Genomic DNA, 19,999 nt, shown 5'->3' with positions numbered 1-19,999 from the left:
ATCCGGCAACTACTCGACGGCGGACACGCGACTGCCGCGTAGACCCCACCTGCTGCGAGCCTAGCCCGTCGGGGGTCCGGACATACTGGTCGGGTGAGCACGAACACGACGCCTACTTTCCCCGATTCCGCCGATGTCCTTGTCGTCGGCGCCGGACCGGGTGGATCGGCGGCGGCCGCCCATGCCGTCGCCGCCGGCCGGGATGTGGTCCTCGCCGACGCCGCGGTGTTCCCGCGCGACAAGACGTGTGGCGACGGCCTCACGCCGCGGGCCGTCGCCGAACTCGACGCGCTGGGGCTCGGCGCACTCCTCGACGACCGTCCGCGCATCGACGGACTCCTGCTCAACGGCTGGGGCGCACGCCAGCAGGTCCGGTGGCCCTCGGGCCGGTTCCCCGCCTACGGCAGCGCGGTGGCGCGCACCGAGTTCGACGACGCCATCCGTACGCATGCGGTGTCGGTGGGAGCGCGAATGATCGAGGGCGCCAAGGCCATCGGCGTCGAGATGGACGGCGACCGGGTGGGCGCGGTGACCTTCGCGACGCCGGCGGGCACACACACGATGCGGGTCACCGACCTCGTCGTCGCCGACGGCGTCCGTTCGGGAATCGGCAAATCGCTGGGGCGACAATGGCATCGGAACACCGCCTACGGAGTCGCCGCCCGGGCGTACGCACCGTCGGCGCGCGCCGACTCGCACTGGATGGGGTCGCACCTCGAACTCCGGGGACCCGACGACGCACTGCTGCCCGGGTACGGCTGGGTCTTCCCCCTCGGGTCGGCCGGGGGCGGACAGGTCAACGTCGGCGTCGGGGCGCTCGCGACGTCGAAACGTCCGGCGCACATGGCACTTCGACCGATCCTCGAGCACTACGCCGCGATGGTGCGCGACGAGTGGGCTCTCGACGGCCCACCCGTCCGGATCACGTCCGCCCTGCTGCCCATGGGTGGTGCGGTGTCCGGTGTCGCGGGTCGCAACTGGATGCTGATCGGCGACGCCGCCGCGTGCGTCAATCCGCTCAACGGCGAGGGCATCGACTACGCCCTGGAGACCGCCCGGCTCGCCGTCGAACTCCTCGGCACGGACGACTACACCGACCGGTGGCGCGATGTGCTGGTGGAGCACTACGGGCTCGCGTTCTCCGCCGCCCGACGTCTCGCCGGCCTGCTCACCATGCCCAGGACCGTCCCCACCCTGGGCCGGCCCGGCATCCGGTCGCCGCAACTGATGTCCATGGTGGTGCGGGTCATGGGCAACCTGATCACCGCCGAGGATGCCGACCTCGTGGCCCGGGCCTGGCGCACCGCCGGGCGGGTCTCCCGGCAGGTCGACCCGCGGCCGCCGTTCTCCTGAGAGGGGCCGCCGGGCCGCCATCCCGGTGGCGCGTTGAGACGATCGGGCTGTAGTGTTCCAACACGTGTGGCCGCGGCCACAGCTGTGACAGAATCAGGCCACCCGTCGACCCAGGAGATGGAAGATGTCCGCCGCATCCACTCTCGCCACCCGAGCCAAGCACGCCGTCCAGAACCGACTGGCACAGCGCTACCACCTGCGCGGCGAGATCGACCGCATGGATGCCGTCGGTGACCCGACCGCGATCGCCCGCGCCCTGGGCACGCAGGAATTCCCGTGGGGCATCACACAGGCGTTGAGCTTCGCCCTGTTCCGCACCTACGCGGTGCCGTCGATCGGCGACCTTCTCTACAAGACCAGCCAGTTCACCGAGTCGACGCAGAAGCGCTACGACGACACGGTCCTGCTGCTCGACGCCCCGATCGAGCACGGGGTCGACAGCCCGGCCGGACGGGCCGGTATCCGGCGCATCAACCAGATGCACGGCATGTACGACATCCCGAACAGCGATTTCCTCTATGTGCTGGCCACTTTCGTGGTCTGCCCGGTCGAGTGGGTCAACTCCTATGAGTGGCGCTCACTGACCAACCACGAGATCCTCGGTCTCACCAATTACTACCGTCGGCTCGGTCAGCTGATGGGCATCAAGGACATCCCCGAGACCTACGACGACTTCAAGAAGTTCTACGACGAGTACGAGACCGCCCATTTCGCCTTCAGTCCCGATTCCCTCGCCGTCGCCGACGCCACCCTGGACCTGCTGGGCACGTTCATGCCGTACAAGCTGTTGCCGCGGGCGGTGGTGCGTCGGATGTCGTTCGCGCTCATGGACGATCGGCTTCTCGGGGCATTCGGCTACCCGAAACCGACCGCGGTCGAACGGGTCCTGGTGCGCGGCGGCCTCAAGGCTCGCGGGCTCGCGATCCGCCTCTTCGCGTCACCCCGCACCGAACCGCTCTTCGGTCGCCAGACGAAGCAGGTTCGCAGCTACCCCGGCGGTTTCCGCATCGACGACCTCGGCACCTTCGCGCCCGGGTGCCCGGTGTCGCACGACGAGACCCCGCGGGCCGCGAACCACTAGGCCCGCGCCGAGTGGATCGCGGCGATCCCACCGGTCATGTTCTCCCATCGCACCCCGGTGAACCCGGCGTCGCGGATGAGGTCGCCCAGCGCGAACTGGTCCGGCCACGCCCGGATCGACTCGGCGAGATAGACATACGCGGCCGGGCTGCTCGAGACCTTCGTCGCGACTGCGGGCAGCGCCTTCATCAGGTACTCCATGTACACCGTGCGGAACGGCTTCAGCGTCGGCGTGGAGAACTCGCAGATCACCAGTCGTCCGCCGGGTTTGAGTACCCGGCGGAGCTCGGCGAGCGCCGTCGGGACGTCGTTGACGTTGCGCAGACCGAAGGAGATGGTGGCGGCGTCGAACGAATCGTCGGCGAACGGGAGCGACAGGGCGTCGGCGGCGACCTTCGGCACGTCCCGATGCGCACCGGCCTTGAGCATGCCGAGCGAGAAGTCCGCGGCGATGCAGTGCGCCCCCGAGGAGGCGAGTTCGACGGTCGACACCGCGGTGCCCGCCGCGAGGTCGAGGACGACGTCGCCCGGACGCAGGTCGAGTGCCCTACGAGTCTTCTTGCGCCAGCCGCGATCCCGGCCGAACGACAGGACCGTGTTGGTGAGGTCGTAGCGGCGTGCGACGCCGTCGAACATGGCCGCGACCTCGGCCGGGTCCTTCTCCAGACTTGCCCGGCCGACACTCCGGCCCAGACCCGCTCGTTCCGGTGGTGTCGCGCCCGTCGATGACATGCCGATCACGCTACCGGTCGTTCGGGCCAGGACCGCCGTGAGGTGCGTCGCCTCGCCGGGCGGTCGGCCGCCACCTCAGGCGGGCCGCCCCACCTCGGTGACGACTCCGCGGCCCGTCACGCGCGCGTAGTGGCCGACGAGCTCCGCGCACACCGACGGCCAGGTGCGCGCACGCACGGCCTGTACCGCGGCTCGGCCGAACGCCGCCCGGACCGACTCGTCGTGCAGGGATTCGACGATCGCGGGCAGCTCCTCGGCGAAGCGTCCGACCTCCAGCAGATATCCGGTCCGGAACGCCGACACCAGGTCGCGGGGGCCGCCAGCGTCGGGACCGATCACGGGCAGGCCACTGGCCATCGCTTCCTGGATGGCCTGACAGAACGTCTCGTGTTCGCCGGCGTGCACGAAGACGTCGAAGCTCGCGTACGCGCGGGCCAGCGCCTCCCCGCGCAGTTCACCGGTGAACACCGCATCCGGCATCGCGCGCTGGAGACGGTCCCGCTCGGGGCCGTCCCCGACGATCACCATCTGCACGCGCGGGTTCCCCGACAGTCCGGCCAGGCGTTCGACGTGCTTCTCCGGCGCGAGCCGACCCACGAACCCGACCACCAGTGCGTCGCGGGCGGCACCCAGCCAGTCCGCGCGCAGCGACGGGTCGCGCTTGTCCGGCGAGAAGAGTCCGACGTCGACGCCGCGACCCCAGCGGGCGAGTCGCGGTATGCCGTGGGCGGCGAGGACCTCCAGCGTCGCGGTCGACGGCGCGAGGGTGAGGTCGCACATCTCGTGCAGCCGGCGTGTGTAGCGCCAGGCCAGCTTCTCCACCGCGCCCAGCCGATAGGCTGCCGCAAACCCGGCGACGTCGGTCTGGAACACGGCCACCACGGGCACGCCGAGCGCCCGGGCGGCGACGGCGCCCGCGGCACCCACCACGAACGGTGACGCCAGGTGGACGACATCCGGTTCGAAGTCGCGCAGGGTGCGGTACAGCAGCGGCGACGGCACGCCCACCGGGAGCGAGGTCACCCGCGGCACCTGCACCGCGGGCAGCATGTGCACGGGGGTCCGGCGGCCGACCATCCGCGGCCCGCCCGGCACGCCGCGCGGGGTGTCGGGTGCGATGACGACCACGGTGTGGCCGGTGGACTCGAGATGGTCGACAACCCGGAGGACGGAATTGACCACCCCGTTCATCTGGGGCAGGAAGCTCTCGGCGACGATCGCGACGCGCATGATCGCGATCGTCCCCCGCAGAATTGACCGGACCACACGGCGCACGTGTCGGCCCACCCAATTCAGGATGAACGGTGCGTTGCCCGGCCACCGGGCAGAGTGGAGGGGTGGCCGACACCCACCTCCTGCTGCTGAGCCGCTGGCTCACCCCCGTGCCGCAGTTCCTCGCCCCGTTGACCGGGCCGGGCTGCCGCATCGGTTACGTCCCCACCGCGTCGTCGATCTATCCCGATCACGCGTGGCTCGACCTCGAGCGGGACACCCTTCGGCAGCAGGGTTTCGAGGTGACCGACCTCGATCCGGAACTGACCGGGTCAGCCGTCTTCGCCCGGGAGCTCGCCGGGGTCGACGCGGTGTTCGTCGCCGGCGGCAACACCTTCCATCTACTCGGGGCGCTGCGCCTGGCGGGTGCCGACCGCACCCTCGTCGACGCGGTCCGCGCCGGCCTCCCCTACATCGGGGTCAGCGCGGGCGCCGCGGTCGTCGGCCCCGACATCGCTCCCCTGGCGCTGCTCGACGATCCCGCCGAGGCCGCGCCCCTGGCCTCGACCGCGGGCCTCGGCCTCATCGACGCCACGGTGATCCCGCACGCGGAGGGCACCGTCGGCGGCCGCGGACCGATCGAGGCGACGAGGCAACGGTTCGGCGCCGAGCACCGGCTGCACTTCCTGACCGACGCCGAGGCGATCGTCGTCGCCGGCGGAGACCTCAGGGTGATCCCGGGCTGACCGTCTCGTCCCGGTCGGCCGCGGCCGGGTCCCGGTCTGCCGCGTCGCTGCCGGAGTCCTCGGCGTCGGAGTCCTCGGCGTCGGAGTCCTCGGCGACAGCATCGTCGGCGGTGCCGCGGCGGGCCCAGCGGCGACTGGACTCCGCGACCCCGACCATCAGCAGGCCGATCACGAGCCACGCTCCGACCATCACCGACAGGGCGGGGATGATCGACAGCACCGCGGTGCGGCCGGTCGGGCGGGCGAGATCCGGGTTGTAGACCGCGTAGTCGACGCTGATGCGCTGTCCCTCGCTCAGCTCGGTCGGATACAGCAGCCCGAAGCGGGGACTGTGGAACGAGCCGTCGGGTGTCTGGAAATTCACCGCGGCGTGCAGGCTGTCCACGGACACGACCTCGGCCATCACGGTCGCCTTGCTGGCCTCGATCGTCGCATCGTTCTTGAAACAACTGGCGATGAGTGTCATCGCCATGAAGGTGATCGTCACGCCGACGACGAGCAGGCCGAGCTGCACGCGTCGCTGGATCACCGGATTCATGCCGTTCAGACTAGCGGGCACCGATCCGCCGGTGGCCGGACCGACCGGTCGCGCACCGCCGGGACGCACCGACAGCCCTACCGCAGTCGCGCTGCGATCGCCGCGTGCACGGATCGCAGCCGTTCGCGGTCGGTGGCGACCTCGACGACCTCGATCCCGCCGGGAGCAGGATCCTCGGCGAGCACCGCGCCGAGCTCACCGACCCCGACCCGACGATGCGGGATGTGGAAACCCGCGCACATCGACGCGATGTCGGTCCGATGCGGGGTCCCGAAGACCCGCTCGTAGGCCCCGGCGTACAGCCCGGTGTTGTAGCGCGGGTCGCCCTGTTCGAGCAGACCGAAGATCCCGCCGCCGTCGTCGTTGGCGACCACGATCCGCAGCGACGACGGGCGCGGCTCGCCCGGGCCGATGACCAGACCGGTCGCGTCGTGCACGAAGGTCAGGTCGCCCATCAGGGCGATGGTCCGCGCGCCGGCCTGATCCCGGTCACGTGCCATGGCGGCACCGATCGCCGTCGAATTGGTCCCGTCGATACCCGCGACCCCGCGGTTCGAGAGGACCCGCACCCCGTCGGTGATCCGGCCGGCCAGGGCGATGTCCCGGATGGGGTTGCTGGCGCCGACGACGAGTTGGTCGCCGGCGGCCATGGCGTCGCTGACCGCCCGTGCGACGTGGAGCCCGGTGGCCGGGCCCGGCTCGTCGAGTTCGGCGGTGACGGCGAAGGCCGCCCGCTCCTGTACCGCCGCGCACTCCTTGAGCCAGTCCTCGCGCGGCTCGCCGACGACCTCGATCCGGGTGCCGGTCGCGTAGACGTTGCCGGAGACGTCGGGCCAGCGCGGACCGGTGGTCAGCGCGTAGACGCGGACCTCGGGGTCGGCGAGCAGGCGGGACACCCCGCGGTGCAGCGTCGGCCGACCGCAGATGATCGCCTGCTGGGGCCGGACGGAGTTCAGGCCCAGCGGATGCAGCGGCGTCACCGGCCGCGGTGCCGTCGGTTCGGCGACCGTGGGGATCCCAGCGAGGCCCGGATGGACACCCGACCCGTGCCCCGACACGACCACGGTGTCCAGCGACAGGTCGATCGGCAGCGGGACGTCGAGCTTGCCGACGGGCGCCTGCGTCCAGGGCAGTCCGCCGGGCCGGCCGGAGAAGGAGCCGAGGTCGGTCGACGGGTCGGGGCCGGCCAGTTCGTCCGGGTCGGGGACCAGCGGTTCGCGCAGCGGGATGTCGAACTGAACGGGTCCGGCGTTGCCGGTACGCGCGCCCCGGGCGGCGGCGAGCACGCGACCGACCGCCGAGCGCCACTGGCTGTTGGTGTCGAGATCCTGTTCGGCGAGGCCGAGACTGATCGCCGCGCGCACCTGGGTCCCGAAGATGCCGAACTGTTCGACGGTCTGGTTGGCGCCGGAACCGAGCAGCTCGTACGGCCGGTTGGCGCTGACGACGACCAGGGGCACCCGCGCATAGTTGGCCTCGAAGACCGCCGGTCCCATGTTCGCCACGGCGGTGCCGCTGGTCATCACGATGGGGACGGGCTGTCCAGACGACACCGCGAGCCCCAGAGCCAGATAACCCGCCGAGCGCTCGTCGATCCGCACGTGCAGACGCAATCGCCCGGCGGCGTCGGCGGCGTGGAGGGCGAAGGCGAGCGGCGCGTTGCGCGACCCCGGACACAGCACGGCCTCGCGGACACCGCCGCGGATCATCTCGTCGACGATGACCCGGGCCTGCAGTGTGGACGGGTTGGGCCCGGGGGCGTTCTGGGCCGGTCGGTTCATCCCACAAGCCTAGTGCTCTCCCGAGTCCACACATCGCGGCGGGGAGCGGGGTTACCCTCGTCACGTGGGCTTTTACGACGATCGAGTCCTGCCGCACCTCATCGAGCGCACCTGCGGCATGGCGGCGTTGACCCCGCTGCGGGCGCGGGCCTGCGCGTCGTTGTCCGGCCGGATGATCGAGATCGGCTTCGGCTCGGGCCTCAACGTCGGCGTCTACCCGGCCGGGCTCACCGAGGTCGCGGCCGTCGAACCGTCGACCGTCGGATGGTCGATGGCCGCCGACCGCGTCGCCACCTCCCCGGTGCCCATCGAACGTGCCGGACTCGACGGCCAACGACTGCCGTTCGACGACGACTCGTTCGACGCCGCGCTCACCACCTTCACCCTGTGCACCATCCCCGACCACCAGGCGGCGCTCGCCGAACTCCGCCGCGTGCTGCGTCCGGACGGACAACTCGGATTCCTCGAACACGGTTCCGCCCCCGACGCCCGCGTCCGGCGGTGGCAGCGCCGACTCGAACCGATCCAGAAACGCGTCGCAGGCGGCTGCCATCTCACCCGCGACGTACGCGCCGAGCTCACCGCCGCCGGCTTCGCACTCGGGCCGGTCGATGCGCTCTATCAGCCCGGCGTACCGAAGCCGTTCGGCGCGCTGACCGTCGGGACCGCCCGGCCGGTCTGAGGTCCCGCTCGCTCCGCTCCCGGCGGCGGGCCTACTGTGGAGCCAGTGCGTCGCTGGACAGTGCTGATTCTCCTCACCGCGGTCGCGACGCTCGTTCTGGAGCTCCTCGAGGTCGACGCCGCCGCCCTGTTCGCGGGGCTCGTGGTCGCGGGTGCTCTCGCGATCGCCGGCCGCGCGCCCGGCCGGACGAACACCGACGCCGACGAATCCGACGACCCGATCGTCCCGCGATGGGCGTTCGTGGCGTCGCAGGGCGTCCTCGGCGTCTTCATCGGCACGATGGCCGAGCCCGAGACCGTCGGCGGACTCGGGTCGTCGTGGTTCCCGGTGCTCGTCATCGGCCTGGGGACACTGGTCATCTCGATCGCCTGCGGCGCCCTGCTCGGGCTGCACCGAGACGTCGACTCCCTGACCGGCTCGCTGGCACTCGTCGCGGGCGGCGCGTCCGGGCTGGTGGCGCTGACCCGCGAGTTCGGCGGCGACGAACGGATGGTCGCGGTCATCCAGTACCTGCGCGTCGCGCTGGTCACCGTCACCATCCCGGTGGTCGCCTCGCTCGTGTTCGGTGCCGAAAACGCAGCCGTCGCACCGGGACCCGACACGTGGTCGGCGGAAACGCTGCAGATCCAGGGCTGGGGACTGTTGCTGCTGGCGGTATGCCTGGGCGTCGGGATTCCGCTCGGCCGGTTGCTGCGCATGCCCGCAGCCGGTCTACTGGGTCCGCTGGCGCTGGCCACCGCGGCCGAACTGACCGGGATCGCCGGTTCCGCCGAGGTGTCCCCCGCACTGCTCGCGGTCGCCTACGCGGTGATCGGCTGGCAGGCGGGTCTCGGATTCACGATGCCGCGCTTGCGTGCGATCGGCCGTGTCCTGCCACTGGCGCTGGTCTTGATCCTCGTCATCGGCGCCGGCTGCGCCCTGCTGGGCGTCGTGCTGTCCGCGTGGACCGGCGAGTCGATGTTCGACTGCTATCTCGCGACCACTCCGGGCGGGATCTACGCCGTCCTCGCCGCCGCCACCGGGGCGGGCGGGAACGTCGCGTTCGTCGTGGCCGCCCAGATCCTGCGCGTCCTGCTCATGCTGTTCGTGGCGCCCTTCGCCGCGCGCCTCGCCGCTCGGCGGGCGTCGTGACCGTCTCGCCCGACTCGACGGTTACGTGTGACCCCGGTCCCACGTAAGGTCGGGAAGATGAGCGGGGAATCGAACACCGACACGACATCATCCACCTCCCACGGCCGCGAATTCGACGTCGTGGTCTACGGCGCCAGCGGCTTCGTCGGCGAACTCACGGCACGGTATCTGGCCGACCACGCGCCGATCGGTACGAAGATCGCGCTGGCGGGCCGCAACGAGTCGAAGCTGACCGACGCCCGCAAGCGGCTGCCGTTGCGCGCACACGACTGGCCGCTGATCATCGCCGACGCGGAATCACCCGCGGCGCTCGACGCGATGGTCGCGCGCACCCAGGTCGTCTGCACCACCGTCGGCCCCTACCTCAAGTACGGCGAGGCCCTCATCGTGGCGGCGGCCACCGCCGGAACCGACTACGTCGACCTCACCGGCGAGGTGCCGTTCGTGCGGTACGCGATCGACAAGGTCCACGACGTCGCCGCCGCCTCGGGGGCCCGCATCGTGCCCTCCTGCGGCTTCGACTCCGTGCCCTCCGACATCACCACCTACGCGCTGCATCGAAAGGTCTCCGAGGACGCCGCCGGCGAGATGACCGACACGACCCTCGTGGTGACGTCGATGCGCGGCGGGATCTCCGGCGGGACGATCGACTCCATGCGGGTCATCGCCGAGGAGGCCCGCAACACCCAGACCCGGCGGCTCATGCTCAACCCGCAGGCCCTCTCGGGCGGCCCCGGTGAGGTCCCGCGGGTCAGCCTGTCCGACGAGCCGAGCGATCTGTCCATCATCAACGCCAAGAAGGTCGACCCGTCGCTGCGCGGCACCCTGGCCCCCTTCTTCATGGCCGCTCACAACACCCGGATCGTGCGGCGCTCGAATGCGTTGTTGGACAACGCCTACGGCAAGGACTTCCACTACGCGGAGACGATGAGCGTCGGCGGCGTCCCCGCGGTGTCCACCCTCGTCGCCGGCGCCGTCGCGGTCGGCACCGGCGCGTTCATGGGGGCGATGAGTTTCGGCCCCACGCGACGTGTCCTCGACCGCGTGTTGCCGAAGCCCGGTGACGGACCCAGCGAAAAGGCCCGCGAGAACGGTTATTTCGTGGTCGACACGTTCACGCGGACCACCACCGGACGACGCTACAAGGCCCGGATGCGCGCCCAGGGCGACCCCGGCTACAAGGCCACCGCGGTGATGCTCGCCGAGAGCGCACTGGCATTGGCCCTCGACCGCGACCACCTGCCCAAGCGGGCCGGAGTGCTGACGACTGCCGTGGCGATGGGCGACGCCCTCATCGACCGTCTCCGCAACGCCGGGTTCAGCATCGACGCCACCGAGCTCACCGACTGACCCTGACCCGATCCCGCCCGATTGCGTCGTTCGACCCTCCGGCAGCCACGCCGGCGCAGACCGGACCCACTCCGGCACAGTCGAACTCGCGGTCGGGCGGCGTCGTCTTCGGGCCCCGGAAAAATCTGGCACTCTCACCTCCAGAGTGCTAGACGAGTGCCGGATCCGGTGCTATCTTCGTTGGCAGTACAGCGATGAACTGCTCGTCTAACGGGTGGCGAGCAGCCTTGAGAATCAGGAGGTGAACTGCTGTGCTTCGTTTCGATCCCTTTTCCGACATGGATGCCTGGACCCGAGGCATGATGACCGGTTCAGCGGCCGGAACTGCCCGCACTCCCCGCTTCATGCCCCTGGACCTGTACAAGGTCGAGGACCACTACCTGCTCATCGCCGATCTGCCCGGCGCCGATCCCGGTTCCATCGACGTCAGCGTCGACAACGGGGTCCTCACCCTCTCCGCCCAGCGGAGCACGCCGTCCGACGAGGGCGTGCAGTGGCTGACGAGCGAACGATTCTCCGGAACCTACCGCCGCCAACTGACTCTCGGCGACGCCATCGACAGCGCGGCCATCTCGGCGCGCTACGACAACGGCGTTCTCACCGTGACCATCCCGGTCGCCGAGAAGGCCAAGCCGCGGCGGATCGAGGTGGAGTCGGCCGGCCGACCACAGGCGATCGAGACCAGTACGGTCACATGAGCCGATCGTCAACGACCGCAACACTTCTGAAGAAACAACCGCATTTCGAACGGGAGGTGCCATCGACGACGAATCATTCCGCTCACTAGTCCGAACAAACCGCAGAACTGTTGATCTGTCGGGTAGAGAGGCGCTGTCTCTCTCTGCTCCCTGAGGTGCGAGGAGCGATAGCGACAGCCTTTCGCTCCCTGAGGTGCGAGGAGCGATAGCGACGAGCCTCGAAGGGCCTGGCAAGAAATGTTCACCACGCCCTTCGAGGCTCGCTTCGCTCGCACCTCAGGGAGCAGGATCGGCCACGCTTCGCACCCCAGGGAGCAATACGCTGCGCCACAACGAAATCGGGCACCTAGCCTTCGCTACCGGTCAGACCCGAACAGTTCGACCAGCGGCGCCGGGCGGCCGAACAGGAAGCCCTGGGCGTAGTCGAACCCGAACTCCTCGAGCATCGGGAGCACCGCCTCGGATTCGATACCCTCGGCGACCATCTTCACCCCGGTGGCGGCGGCCATCTCACCGATCGCGCGGACCACGGCGCGGTCGGGCGAGCTGTCGGCCAGTTGCGCGATGAGCGTCCGATCGACCTTCAGGACGTCGACCGGGAGATCGCGGACGTAGCGCAGGGCCGAGAAGCCGGCCCCGAGGTCGTCGATGCAGATCGTGCACCCGAGGTCGTGGAGCGCGTTGATCGCTCGCGACGCGGATGTGTCGACCCGGATCGCCTGGTCCTCCCGCACCTCGACCCAGACCCTCGACGGCTCGACACCGTGACCGTCGATCAGGCCGTGGACGTACGAGACGAGCCCGTCGTCCCACAACTGCTGCCCGGACAGGTTGAGGGAGACGAACGTGCTCGCCCCGACGTTCCGGGTGATCGCCCCCGACAGGTCCCGGATGGCCTCGCCGATGGCATGCCGTCCGATGGGGGCGAGCAGCGAGATCCCCTCGGCCACAGACAGGAACGCGTCCGGGGCCAGCACCCCGGACTCGGTGTGCCACCGGAGCAGCGACTCGTAACCGACGACCCGCCGGTCGGGTACCGCGACGATCGGCTGATAGAAGACCGAGAAGTCGCGCTCGACCGATCTGGTGAGCCAACCCGCGAGGTCGACCTCGGCCCGGATGTGGCGCAGCATCGTCGGCGATGCGAATGCGACGGCGGTGCGGCTGCTCAGCGCGATGCACAGGGCGGCATCGGCGTGGCGGACCAGATCGTCCTCGGACTCGGCGGCGAGGTGCACATCGCCGACGGCGACGCCCATGCACACGTCGAGGAACCAGTTGCGTTCCCCGTCGCTCACGGTGTGCGCACCGAGTTTGGTACGGGCCGCCTCGATCAGTGCGTTGCGTCCGCTCTCGTCGTCACCGGCGCCGGTCCACGGGAGGTGGATGAGCCAGTCGAAGTCCGACCGCCGCTGGAAACGCGCCCGCGGACTGATGGGCATCAGCACCTGTTCGATGAAGCGCTCGGCGGCCGCGGCCGACGTCTCGTAGCCATACGCGACGACGGCTCGGTGGTACGGGTCGACCGACACCGCGATCACCGAGGTGCCGAACGTCAACACGACGTCATTCGCTGGTCCGATCCCCCCCAGGGCGACGCCGGGGGCGCCGCAGTTCTCCATCGCGGAGATACTACTCAGCCGGTCCGCTTCCGGGAAGGAGGACGAGGCGCCACCGCTGGCGGACCAGGACCGGCCGTCATGACCGTTCTCACAAATGCCCGCCGCGACGGTTCGACGAAACCGTGTGCAATTTTCGTGGGCCCGGGTCGAGACATCGATTTCTTTTGACAGATGTTCACAAAATCTGAGACCGACGCGGCCGGCGATTCGCCACTATTCTCGGCAGCGCTGCTAACGATTCCGCGAGGTGCGGCAAAACTGCTGGTAAGGTGCTTTCATTGCCTATGCGTAGGACACGAAAGATTACGCGGTTTCCGCCAATGCAGTCGCAGTGGCATTAATGCGAATCTCGGCGAACAAGCGGCTGTCCCCACAGCCGCCGACGGAAAGCGGTCGTGGTAGATGTCGTTGATCAGGAGGGTGCTCCGGCGCTACGACGCCCGGTCGATGGCGACACTGATCAGCACCGGCGGTGTCATCCCGCTGCCGGTCATCAGCGTGCTCGCGCCCGAGACGCTGTACCCGGGCGGCATGCCCATCCTGCTCACCATCTGGTCGTTCATCGCGGTCGTCTTCGCGGTGACGGCCATCCGCGCCCGGCTGACCGACCTCGAGTTCGCGTTCCTGGGCGGGTTGGGGATCGTGGGCATCTGCGGCACCTCGATGATCCTGGCCTCGCCACGATCGTCGACGCTCGTCCTCGCCATCGTCGCGGTCATCCCGGCGATCGGCGCGATCTCGGCGACCACCCGACTCATCCTGTCCCATCTGGCGCTGGCGGTCGTCTGTGCGGCAACCGTCCTCGCGGTGACGACGCCCTCGCTGCCGGAGTACCTGATCAGCTTCGGCGCGATGCTCGGCCTGATCGTGGTGCCGGTCTTCCTGGTCGTCGCGTTGCGCAAGTCGATGGAGGCCGTGCTCGATCAGCAGACCCGCCTGGTCGGGATCGACCCGCTGACCGGCCTGCTGAACCGGCGCGGCTTCCTGATCCGCGCATCGCAGCTCCTCTCGGCCGCACGGTCGTCCACCGGTTGGATCGGCATCCTGCTGCTCGACGTCGACCATTTCAAGAAGATCAACGACCAGTACGGCCACCTCGCCGGTGACGGCGTGCTGCTGGCGGCATCGGCCGCGATCCGCGAGCACGCCCCCGTGGGTTCGGAGGTGTGCCGCTACGGCGGCGAGGAGTTCCTCATGTTCCACGTCGTCCACGACGCGGACGAACTGTGGCTCAGCGCCGAACGCCTACGGGCCGCCGTCGCCGCGGCAGCGCCGGTCACCATCAGCGTCGGCGGCGTCTGCGCGCCGCTGCGCGTCGCCGGCGACCCGCTGGTCTCCGGCCGTTTCGACACCGCCTATTCGACCGACGACGTGATCGGCAACCTCCTGGGCCAGGCCGACGCCTGCGTGTATCAGGCCAAGGAGAACGGCCGGGACACCACGGTCATCAAATCCATCGACGCAGTGACCTGGAACGACGGCGCGCCGAGCGCACATGCCGCCGACGCCGAGCGGACGGTGTCTCCGCCGTCGGCGAGCCTGTACGAGGTCTTCTACCGACGCCCGGCCGACTTCGTCGACATCGACAGCCGGACCAGCGGGCGCTGAGCCGTCGCGGCCTGGAGTGCGTCGGCCTCCCGGCGCATCCGACGCCAGGTCTCCGGGCTCGTGAGGGTGTCGAGCCGGGCGCGGTCCCACCACATGAGCCGGGTGCGGTACCGGTCGTCCGGGAAGGGGGTTGCGGACACCGACTCGTCGAGGCGTCCACCACCGGATTGCCAACGGCGCAGAACGTGGTCGGCCGCGGTCGCCATCATGGCCTCGACCCCGGACATCTCCATGATGACCAGCCCCAACCGCGACAACTGACCGGCCACCGACCCCGCGATCGCCGATCGCTCGTCCACCCAGGCCGTCTTGACCTCGACGATGCCGTCGTGCAGACGTTCTTCGATGGCGTTGACGAGCTGCACCTGACCGGGCTGACCCGCCCATTCGACGAGCGCGTGCGACTGCGCAGCCGCCTCCAACCGGGGTTGGACCCGTAGTCCGCCGACAACCTTGCCCTCGCTGTCGAGCACCGCGAAGAACATCGCGGTGCCCTCGCCGCCGGCGACCTCGTCGTACTCGAGTGCGGCCGCGCACCCGTGGCGGTGGTACGACGCGTCCGCGCCGGCGAGGTACTCACGCCACAGTTCGGGCTCCGACCGCGGGCTCGCCACGACCACCGAGTACTCCGCCCCGGTTTCGGGTGCGATCGATCGCAACATCCCGGTGCGAACCTGATCATTGGTGACTGACATCTTATTCATCGCAGTATTGCCTTCCAGGAATTAGTAAATTTAGAGAACGAGATCTCCCCCGACCCCGCGTGTAATGCTGCCACAAGGCCACATTTATGCACTCCCACAAGCGCAGTTCTTTGTGCCCGACCGTCGCTTTGACGGTTGGCGTCGTGCAATCCCGTGCGACACCATGGGCTTATGCACACGCCGCCGGATGCCGCCGCCACCCTCTACTTCCCGGACGAACTACCCGCCGCGTTGACCGCGGAGCCGTCCCTCACTGTGTCCGACATCACGGCCGGCGCCGCCCGCGCGCTCGATGAACTCCTCCCGCCCGCCGAGCCCGCTCTCCGGGACGAGACACCTCGTTACGCGCACTTTCCCTGGCGTAACGCCCTCGTCAAGATCCCCGGTCCGCGCACGTTCCGACGCCTCCGGCTCGACCGCAACCGGCACAAACTGACCGCGTCGCAGCAAGACGCTGCGGGCGAGCTCCGGATCGGTGTCGTCGGTTTGAGTGTGGGACACGCGATATCACTCACGCTCGCACTCGAAGGCCTTACCGGCGAATTACGCCTTGCCGATTTCGACGATCTCGAACTCACGAATATGAATCGAATTCCGGCGACCCTCATGGATATTCACGACAACAAGGCCGTGATCGCCGCTCGACGCATTTCCGAGATCGACCCCTATCTCACCACCGTCGTACATGTGGACGGCATAACAATCGAGAACATCGATGAATTCCTCGACGGCCTGGATCTCGTCGTCGAAGAATGTGATTCCTTCGATGTAAAGGTCCTCGTTCGCCAGAAATGTCGCGAGCGAGGAATTCCGGTTCTCATGGAGACGAGTGACGGTGGAACCCTCGATGTCGAGAGATTCGACCTCGAACCGGATCGGCCCCTTTTCCACGGCCTGGCCGGCGACCTGCGCATCGAAGATCTCGTCGGACTCGACCGCGCGTCGCTCACCCCGCTCGCCGTCCGGGTACTCGAGCCGACGAAGGTGACCGCGCCGATGGCGGCGTCAGCCATCGAGCTCGGGCACACGGTCACCGCCTGGCCGCAGCTCGGCGGCGACGTCCTCCTGGGCGGCGCCACCGTGGCCGCGGCCGTCCGCCGCCTCGTGCAAGGCAAGTCCCTGCCGTCCGGTCGCGTCCGATTCGACCGGGACGCCTGGTTGGACGGCCTCGAGGACCCGATCGACACCCATGCCTCCGCACCCCCAGCACAACCACCGGCCGACGCCGAACCGCTCCGTCCGCAGGTGCAGCCCGCCGTCGCGGCGATGACCGATCGCGAACTCGTCGTGTACGCCGCGAGCCGCGCGCCGTCCGCCGGGAACCAGCAGCCCTGGCAGATCATCGCCGATGACGACGCCGTCACCATTGTCCTGGACCGCAGCCGCACCTCGACCCTCGACGTCGAGCACCGGGCATCCGCGGTGGCGGTCGGCGCCGCCCTGTACAACGCGCAGGTCGCGGCCGTCGCGCGCGGGGTGCTCGACGACATCGAGATCGTCGACACGGCCGACACGCTGGCCGGCCGGGCACGCCTCAAGGGCATCGACACCGGGTCGCGCTCCGCGGACGCGGAGACCGAACTCGACGCATTGCTCGCCCGCGGCACCCGACGTGGAGTCGGGGACGGATCACCGCTGTCGGCCTCCGATCTCGTCCGACTGCACGATGCCGCCACGAGTGATCGGACCCGGTTGGTGGCGCTCGACGACCGCGCGGACATCGACCGATATGCCTCGATCATCGCCCGATCGGATCGCGCCCGGTTCCTGACGCCCGAACTGCATCGGGAGATGTTCGCCGAGCTCACCACCGATCCGGCCGCCGCCGAGGGCATCGACGTCGCCTCGCTCGACCTACCGCCGGCGATGGCGGGGATGCTCGACGTGTTGCGGCGTGCCGATGTCATGGCGTTGCTCGACGAATGGGGTGGCGGTGCCGCGCTCGGTGCCGATGCCGGCGCCCGGGCCGCCTCGTCGTCGGCGATCCTGGTCTTGGTGCAGCAGGGCACGACCCCCGCCGATTACCTCCGCGGTGGGATCGTCGCGCAGCAGCTGTGGGTGGCCGCCGAGCGTCTCGGCTTCGCGGTTCACCCCATGACACCGACGTTCCTCTACGCCGGGGACGACGCGACCGCGCGAACGCTGTCGAGCAATCACGGCGACGAACTGGCCGCCCTGCGCGACGAGATGCTCGAGACGTGGCCCCTCGATGCCGGCGAGGCGCCGACCATCGTGCTGCGCCTGTCGCGCACGGATGCGCCGGTGGAGGTGAGCCGTCGGCTGCCCGTGCGCCCGCCGACGAGTGCTGGTCAGGCCTGACCGGGGTTGAGCTTGATGAACAGGGCATCCATCTCCGCACAGAGGCGGTCGCCGTCGTACAGGGTGCCCTTGATGAAGACCTTGCGCCCCTCGATCCGGTCCGCCCAGGCGTGGATTCGCAGCGGCGTGTTCAGCGGTGTGATCGACCGGTATTGCACGGTCAGGTACGCGGTCCGGCTGACATGCTGGATCGCGACCGCCGACGCGAAGCCGCCCACGTCGTCGAAGGCGACCGCGACATGACCGCCGTGCGCGGCGTTGTTCCCGCCGAGGTGGAAATCGCGGAACGTCAGTTCGGCGACGACCCCGTTGTCGTTCACCTCGGTGACCACATACGGCGGCAGGGTGATGTTGCCGCGCGACGGGAGGTCGATGCGGGTCCCCGCCGGTGAGTGCCACTCGTCGATCCGGGAATCGGCGAGCCGGTCGTTGAGCGCCCTCAGTGACTCGATGAGTTCGTCGACGAGCTCGTCGTCGGGACAGGCGTAGCGGGCGTTGTCCATCAGCAGGCGGACCTGCTCACTGAACTCGCCGTAGCGGGGTCCGCCGCGGTCGGTGGTGATGGCCGCATGGGCCCGGAAGCCACCCTCGTGCGGGTCCTCGTCGACGGTCTCGACGGCGCGATCGTTCGCTTCGCTCACCGGCCAACCGTATAAGAGCCGGCGGTGCCGCGCCCTAGCCGGTGTCGGTGTCGGTGTGCCGATCGGTACGACGGCGGTCGGCGAGATCCACACACACCCCGCCCCGGGCCAGCCGGCGCGTGGACTCGGGTATGTAGTCCGGCACGCCACGCGGACCGCGTTCCTTCTCGTCTCGGATCCGGACCGCCCTCCCGACGATCATCGCGACCGCCGCGGACACGACACACCACGCGCCCCCGAGGATCAGAATCCACCCCCATACAGCCATACGGACAGCTAAGCATCCGAAACTGAGATTTCGGTGATGTTCGAGCCGAAGACCGGCCGGCATCCAATGGTTGAATGCAATCCGCGTCGAACCCGTCACGACTTCGTGATCTCTTCCGACCAATCCGACGCTTGCAGGCGTGCGGAGCGACCGGTCGCCCCGTCGATAGGCTGGTCCCATGAGTGCGACGCCCGACACCCAGGGACCCTCCGGCCAACCCTTCGACCCGGCATCGTGGGCGGTGGTGCCCGGCTTCGAGGACCTGACCGACATCACCTATCACCGCCACGTCGGCGAGGGCCGCGAGTACGGGATCGTGCGCGTCGCATTCGACCGTCCCGAGGTCCGCAACGCCTTCCGCCCGCACACGGTCGACGAGCTGTACCGCGTCCTCGACCATGCGCGGCGGTCACCCGACGTCGGCACGATCCTGCTGACCGGCAACGGCCCGAGCCCCAAGGACGGCGGGTGGGCGTTCTGCAGCGGCGGCGATCAGCGCATCCGCGGGCGTAGCGGTTATCAGTACGCCACGACACACGATGACGACGTCGCTGCGGCCGGCGCCGAGACGGTCGACGCGGCGCGGGTGAAGGCCGAGGGCGGGCGGCTGCACATCCTGGAGGTCCAGCGCCTGATCCGGACGATGCCCAAGGTCGTGATCGCGGTCGTCAACGGCTGGGCGGCCGGCGGCGGGCATTCCCTGCACGTCGTGTGCGACCTGACCCTCGCCTCGGCCGAGCACGCCCGGTTCAAGCAGACCGACGCCGATGTGGGTTCCTTCGACGCCGGTTACGGCAGCGCCTACCTCGCCAAGCAGGTCGGGCAGAAGTTCGCGCGCGAGATCTTCTTCCTCGGGGAGGCCTACGACGCCGAGACCATGCACCGGATGGGCGCGGTCAACCGCGTCGCCCCGCACGCCGAGCTGGAGGCCACCGCGATCGACTGGGCGCGCCGGATCAACAGCAAGTCGCCGACGGCCCAGCGCATGCTCAAGTTCGCGTTCAACCTCACCGACGACGGCCTCATGGGCCAGCAGGTGTTCGCCGGTGAGGCGACCCGCCTGGCCTACATGACCGACGAAGCCGTCGAAGGGCGTGATGCGTTCCTCGAGAAGCGCGACCCGCGCTGGGACGATTACCCGTACTACTACTGAGCCGGGTGCCCGAGAGTGTCGAACGCACAGAGCATTCATTGAGGGCGGGTGACGACCAGCGTCGCTCGTCTGACGTAGATCGATGTTGGATGTGGGCGATCATTCTTCAGCGGGTTCGACCCCGTCGATGCCCTGATCGAACCGGCGGCCAAACCAGGTCCGGTGCGAACGGCGCCGCCGAATCGAGCTGAGAGATCACACCCGCCTCGGCGTGCGGCAGTAGTACGCGGTGAACCGTAGGTGCATCGCGTGGCCTGCCAGCGCGCCAGACACTTCCAGATCGCGGCGCCGCCGCTGTCGAGGCGTCAACTCGACGCGGCGTTGCCGATCTGCACAAGCAGAAACTCCAGGCCGCGAAACAATACGCGGCGCAACGTATTT

Annotated in this window: 18 protein-coding genes; 10 read left to right on the top strand and 8 right to left on the bottom strand. The window is 69.3% G+C overall.

The genetic code is table 11. From position 1 onward, the window contains the following. Positions 1-93: 93 nt before the first annotated feature. Positions 94-1,353, top strand: a complete 1,260-nt coding sequence (locus tag GR168_RS05085; RefSeq protein ID WP_159370198.1) for a geranylgeranyl reductase family protein — start codon at positions 94-96, stop codon at positions 1,351-1,353. Positions 1,354-1,477: 124 nt separating this feature from the next. Then, positions 1,478-2,434, top strand: coding sequence for an oxygenase MpaB family protein (locus GR168_RS05080; RefSeq protein WP_159370197.1), 957 nt, complete (start codon positions 1,478-1,480; stop codon positions 2,432-2,434). Here GR168_RS05080 and GR168_RS05075 read toward each other — a convergent pair. Together GR168_RS05075 and GR168_RS05070 are read right to left on the bottom strand one after the other, a co-directional pair. After that, a complete protein-coding gene (locus GR168_RS05075) occupies positions 2,431-3,165 on the bottom strand; it encodes a demethylmenaquinone methyltransferase (RefSeq protein ID WP_058253357.1) in 735 nt (244 codons plus the stop codon). The two genes, GR168_RS05080 and GR168_RS05075, sit on opposite strands and share 4 nt — an antisense overlap. 75 nt (positions 3,166-3,240) lie before the next feature. Continuing rightward, on the bottom strand, positions 3,241-4,395 hold the full coding sequence (locus GR168_RS05070) for a glycosyltransferase family 1 protein (protein WP_159370196.1): 1,155 nt from the start codon (positions 4,393-4,395) through the stop codon (positions 3,241-3,243). Between the two features lie 107 nt (positions 4,396-4,502). Here GR168_RS05070 and GR168_RS05065 point away from each other — a divergent pair, with 107 nt between their 5' ends. After that, positions 4,503-5,123, top strand: a complete 621-nt coding sequence (locus GR168_RS05065; RefSeq protein WP_065629241.1) for a Type 1 glutamine amidotransferase-like domain-containing protein — start codon at positions 4,503-4,505, stop codon at positions 5,121-5,123. Here the strand turns inward: GR168_RS05065 and GR168_RS05060 are convergent. Beyond that, entirely contained in the window at positions 5,104-5,661 is a 558-nt protein-coding gene (locus tag GR168_RS05060; RefSeq protein WP_159370195.1) for a hypothetical protein, read from the bottom strand. The two genes, GR168_RS05065 and GR168_RS05060, sit on opposite strands and share 20 nt — an antisense overlap. A 77-nt stretch (positions 5,662-5,738) precedes the next feature. Further along, positions 5,739-7,442 (bottom strand): 2-succinyl-5-enolpyruvyl-6-hydroxy-3-cyclohexene-1-carboxylic-acid synthase, encoded by a 1,704-nt coding sequence (menD, locus tag GR168_RS05055; protein WP_159370194.1) that lies wholly within the window; start codon positions 7,440-7,442, stop codon positions 5,739-5,741. A 64-nt stretch (positions 7,443-7,506) separates the two neighbouring features. On the opposite strand from menD, the gene GR168_RS05050 reads away from it, so the two are divergent. From GR168_RS05050 to GR168_RS05035, 4 genes are all read left to right on the top strand, one after another. Continuing rightward, complete coding sequence (locus GR168_RS05050; RefSeq protein WP_159370193.1) at positions 7,507-8,124, top strand: class I SAM-dependent methyltransferase; 618 nt, start codon at positions 7,507-7,509, stop codon at positions 8,122-8,124. Positions 8,125-8,169: 45 nt separating this feature from the next. Next, the gene (locus GR168_RS05045; protein ID WP_159370192.1) at positions 8,170-9,255 is read left to right on the top strand and encodes an AbrB family transcriptional regulator; all 1,086 of its coding nucleotides are present in this window, start codon (positions 8,170-8,172) and stop codon (positions 9,253-9,255) included. Positions 9,256-9,312: 57 nt separating this feature from the next. Continuing rightward, positions 9,313-10,605: a saccharopine dehydrogenase NADP-binding domain-containing protein gene (locus GR168_RS05040; protein WP_159370191.1), complete on the top strand. Its 1,293-nt coding sequence runs from the start codon at positions 9,313-9,315 to the stop codon at positions 10,603-10,605. Positions 10,606-10,856: 251 nt separating this feature from the next. Next, positions 10,857-11,303, top strand: coding sequence for an Hsp20/alpha crystallin family protein (locus GR168_RS05035; protein WP_058253341.1), 447 nt, complete (start codon positions 10,857-10,859; stop codon positions 11,301-11,303). 356 nt (positions 11,304-11,659) lie between these two features. Here GR168_RS05035 and GR168_RS05030 read toward each other — a convergent pair whose 3' ends face one another. Then, positions 11,660-12,865 (bottom strand): EAL domain-containing protein, encoded by a 1,206-nt coding sequence (locus GR168_RS05030; protein ID WP_159371834.1) that lies wholly within the window; start codon positions 12,863-12,865, stop codon positions 11,660-11,662. A gap of 462 nt (positions 12,866-13,327) precedes the next feature. On the opposite strand from GR168_RS05030, the gene GR168_RS05025 reads away from it, so the two are divergent. Beyond that, positions 13,328-14,533: a GGDEF domain-containing protein gene (locus tag GR168_RS05025; RefSeq protein WP_223258822.1), complete on the top strand. Its 1,206-nt coding sequence runs from the start codon at positions 13,328-13,330 to the stop codon at positions 14,531-14,533. On the opposite strand, the gene GR168_RS05020 is transcribed toward GR168_RS05025, so the two are convergent. Then, positions 14,479-15,195, bottom strand: a complete 717-nt coding sequence (locus GR168_RS05020; RefSeq protein WP_189340026.1) for a hypothetical protein — start codon at positions 15,193-15,195, stop codon at positions 14,479-14,481. The genes GR168_RS05025 and GR168_RS05020 overlap by 55 nt on opposite strands. A 213-nt stretch (positions 15,196-15,408) precedes the next feature. Here GR168_RS05020 and GR168_RS05015 point away from each other — a divergent pair, with 213 nt between their 5' ends. Next, complete coding sequence (locus GR168_RS05015; protein ID WP_159370190.1) at positions 15,409-17,556, top strand: Rv1355c family protein; 2,148 nt, start codon at positions 15,409-15,411, stop codon at positions 17,554-17,556. On the opposite strand, the gene GR168_RS05010 is transcribed toward GR168_RS05015, so the two are convergent. Both GR168_RS05010 and GR168_RS05005 read right to left on the bottom strand, forming a co-directional pair. Then, on the bottom strand, positions 17,547-18,197 hold the full coding sequence (locus GR168_RS05010) for a PaaI family thioesterase (protein WP_065629233.1): 651 nt from the start codon (positions 18,195-18,197) through the stop codon (positions 17,547-17,549). The genes GR168_RS05015 and GR168_RS05010 overlap by 10 nt on opposite strands. Positions 18,198-18,231: 34 nt before the next feature. After that, a complete protein-coding gene (locus GR168_RS05005; RefSeq protein ID WP_175401057.1) occupies positions 18,232-18,465 on the bottom strand; it encodes a hypothetical protein in 234 nt (77 codons plus the stop codon). Between the two features lie 178 nt (positions 18,466-18,643). On the opposite strand from GR168_RS05005, the gene GR168_RS05000 reads away from it, so the two are divergent. Next, positions 18,644-19,618 carry a 1,4-dihydroxy-2-naphthoyl-CoA synthase gene (locus GR168_RS05000; RefSeq protein WP_159370189.1) on the top strand — a complete coding sequence of 325 codons (975 nt, stop codon included), beginning with the start codon at positions 18,644-18,646 and terminating at the stop codon, positions 19,616-19,618. Positions 19,619-19,999 lie beyond the last annotated feature (381 nt).

The sequence above is a fragment of the Gordonia sp. JH63 genome (assembly GCF_009856645.1).
Lineage (GTDB): Bacteria > Actinomycetota > Actinomycetes > Mycobacteriales > Mycobacteriaceae > Gordonia > Gordonia hongkongensis.
This window is presented reverse-complemented; position numbering and strand designations above follow the sequence as displayed.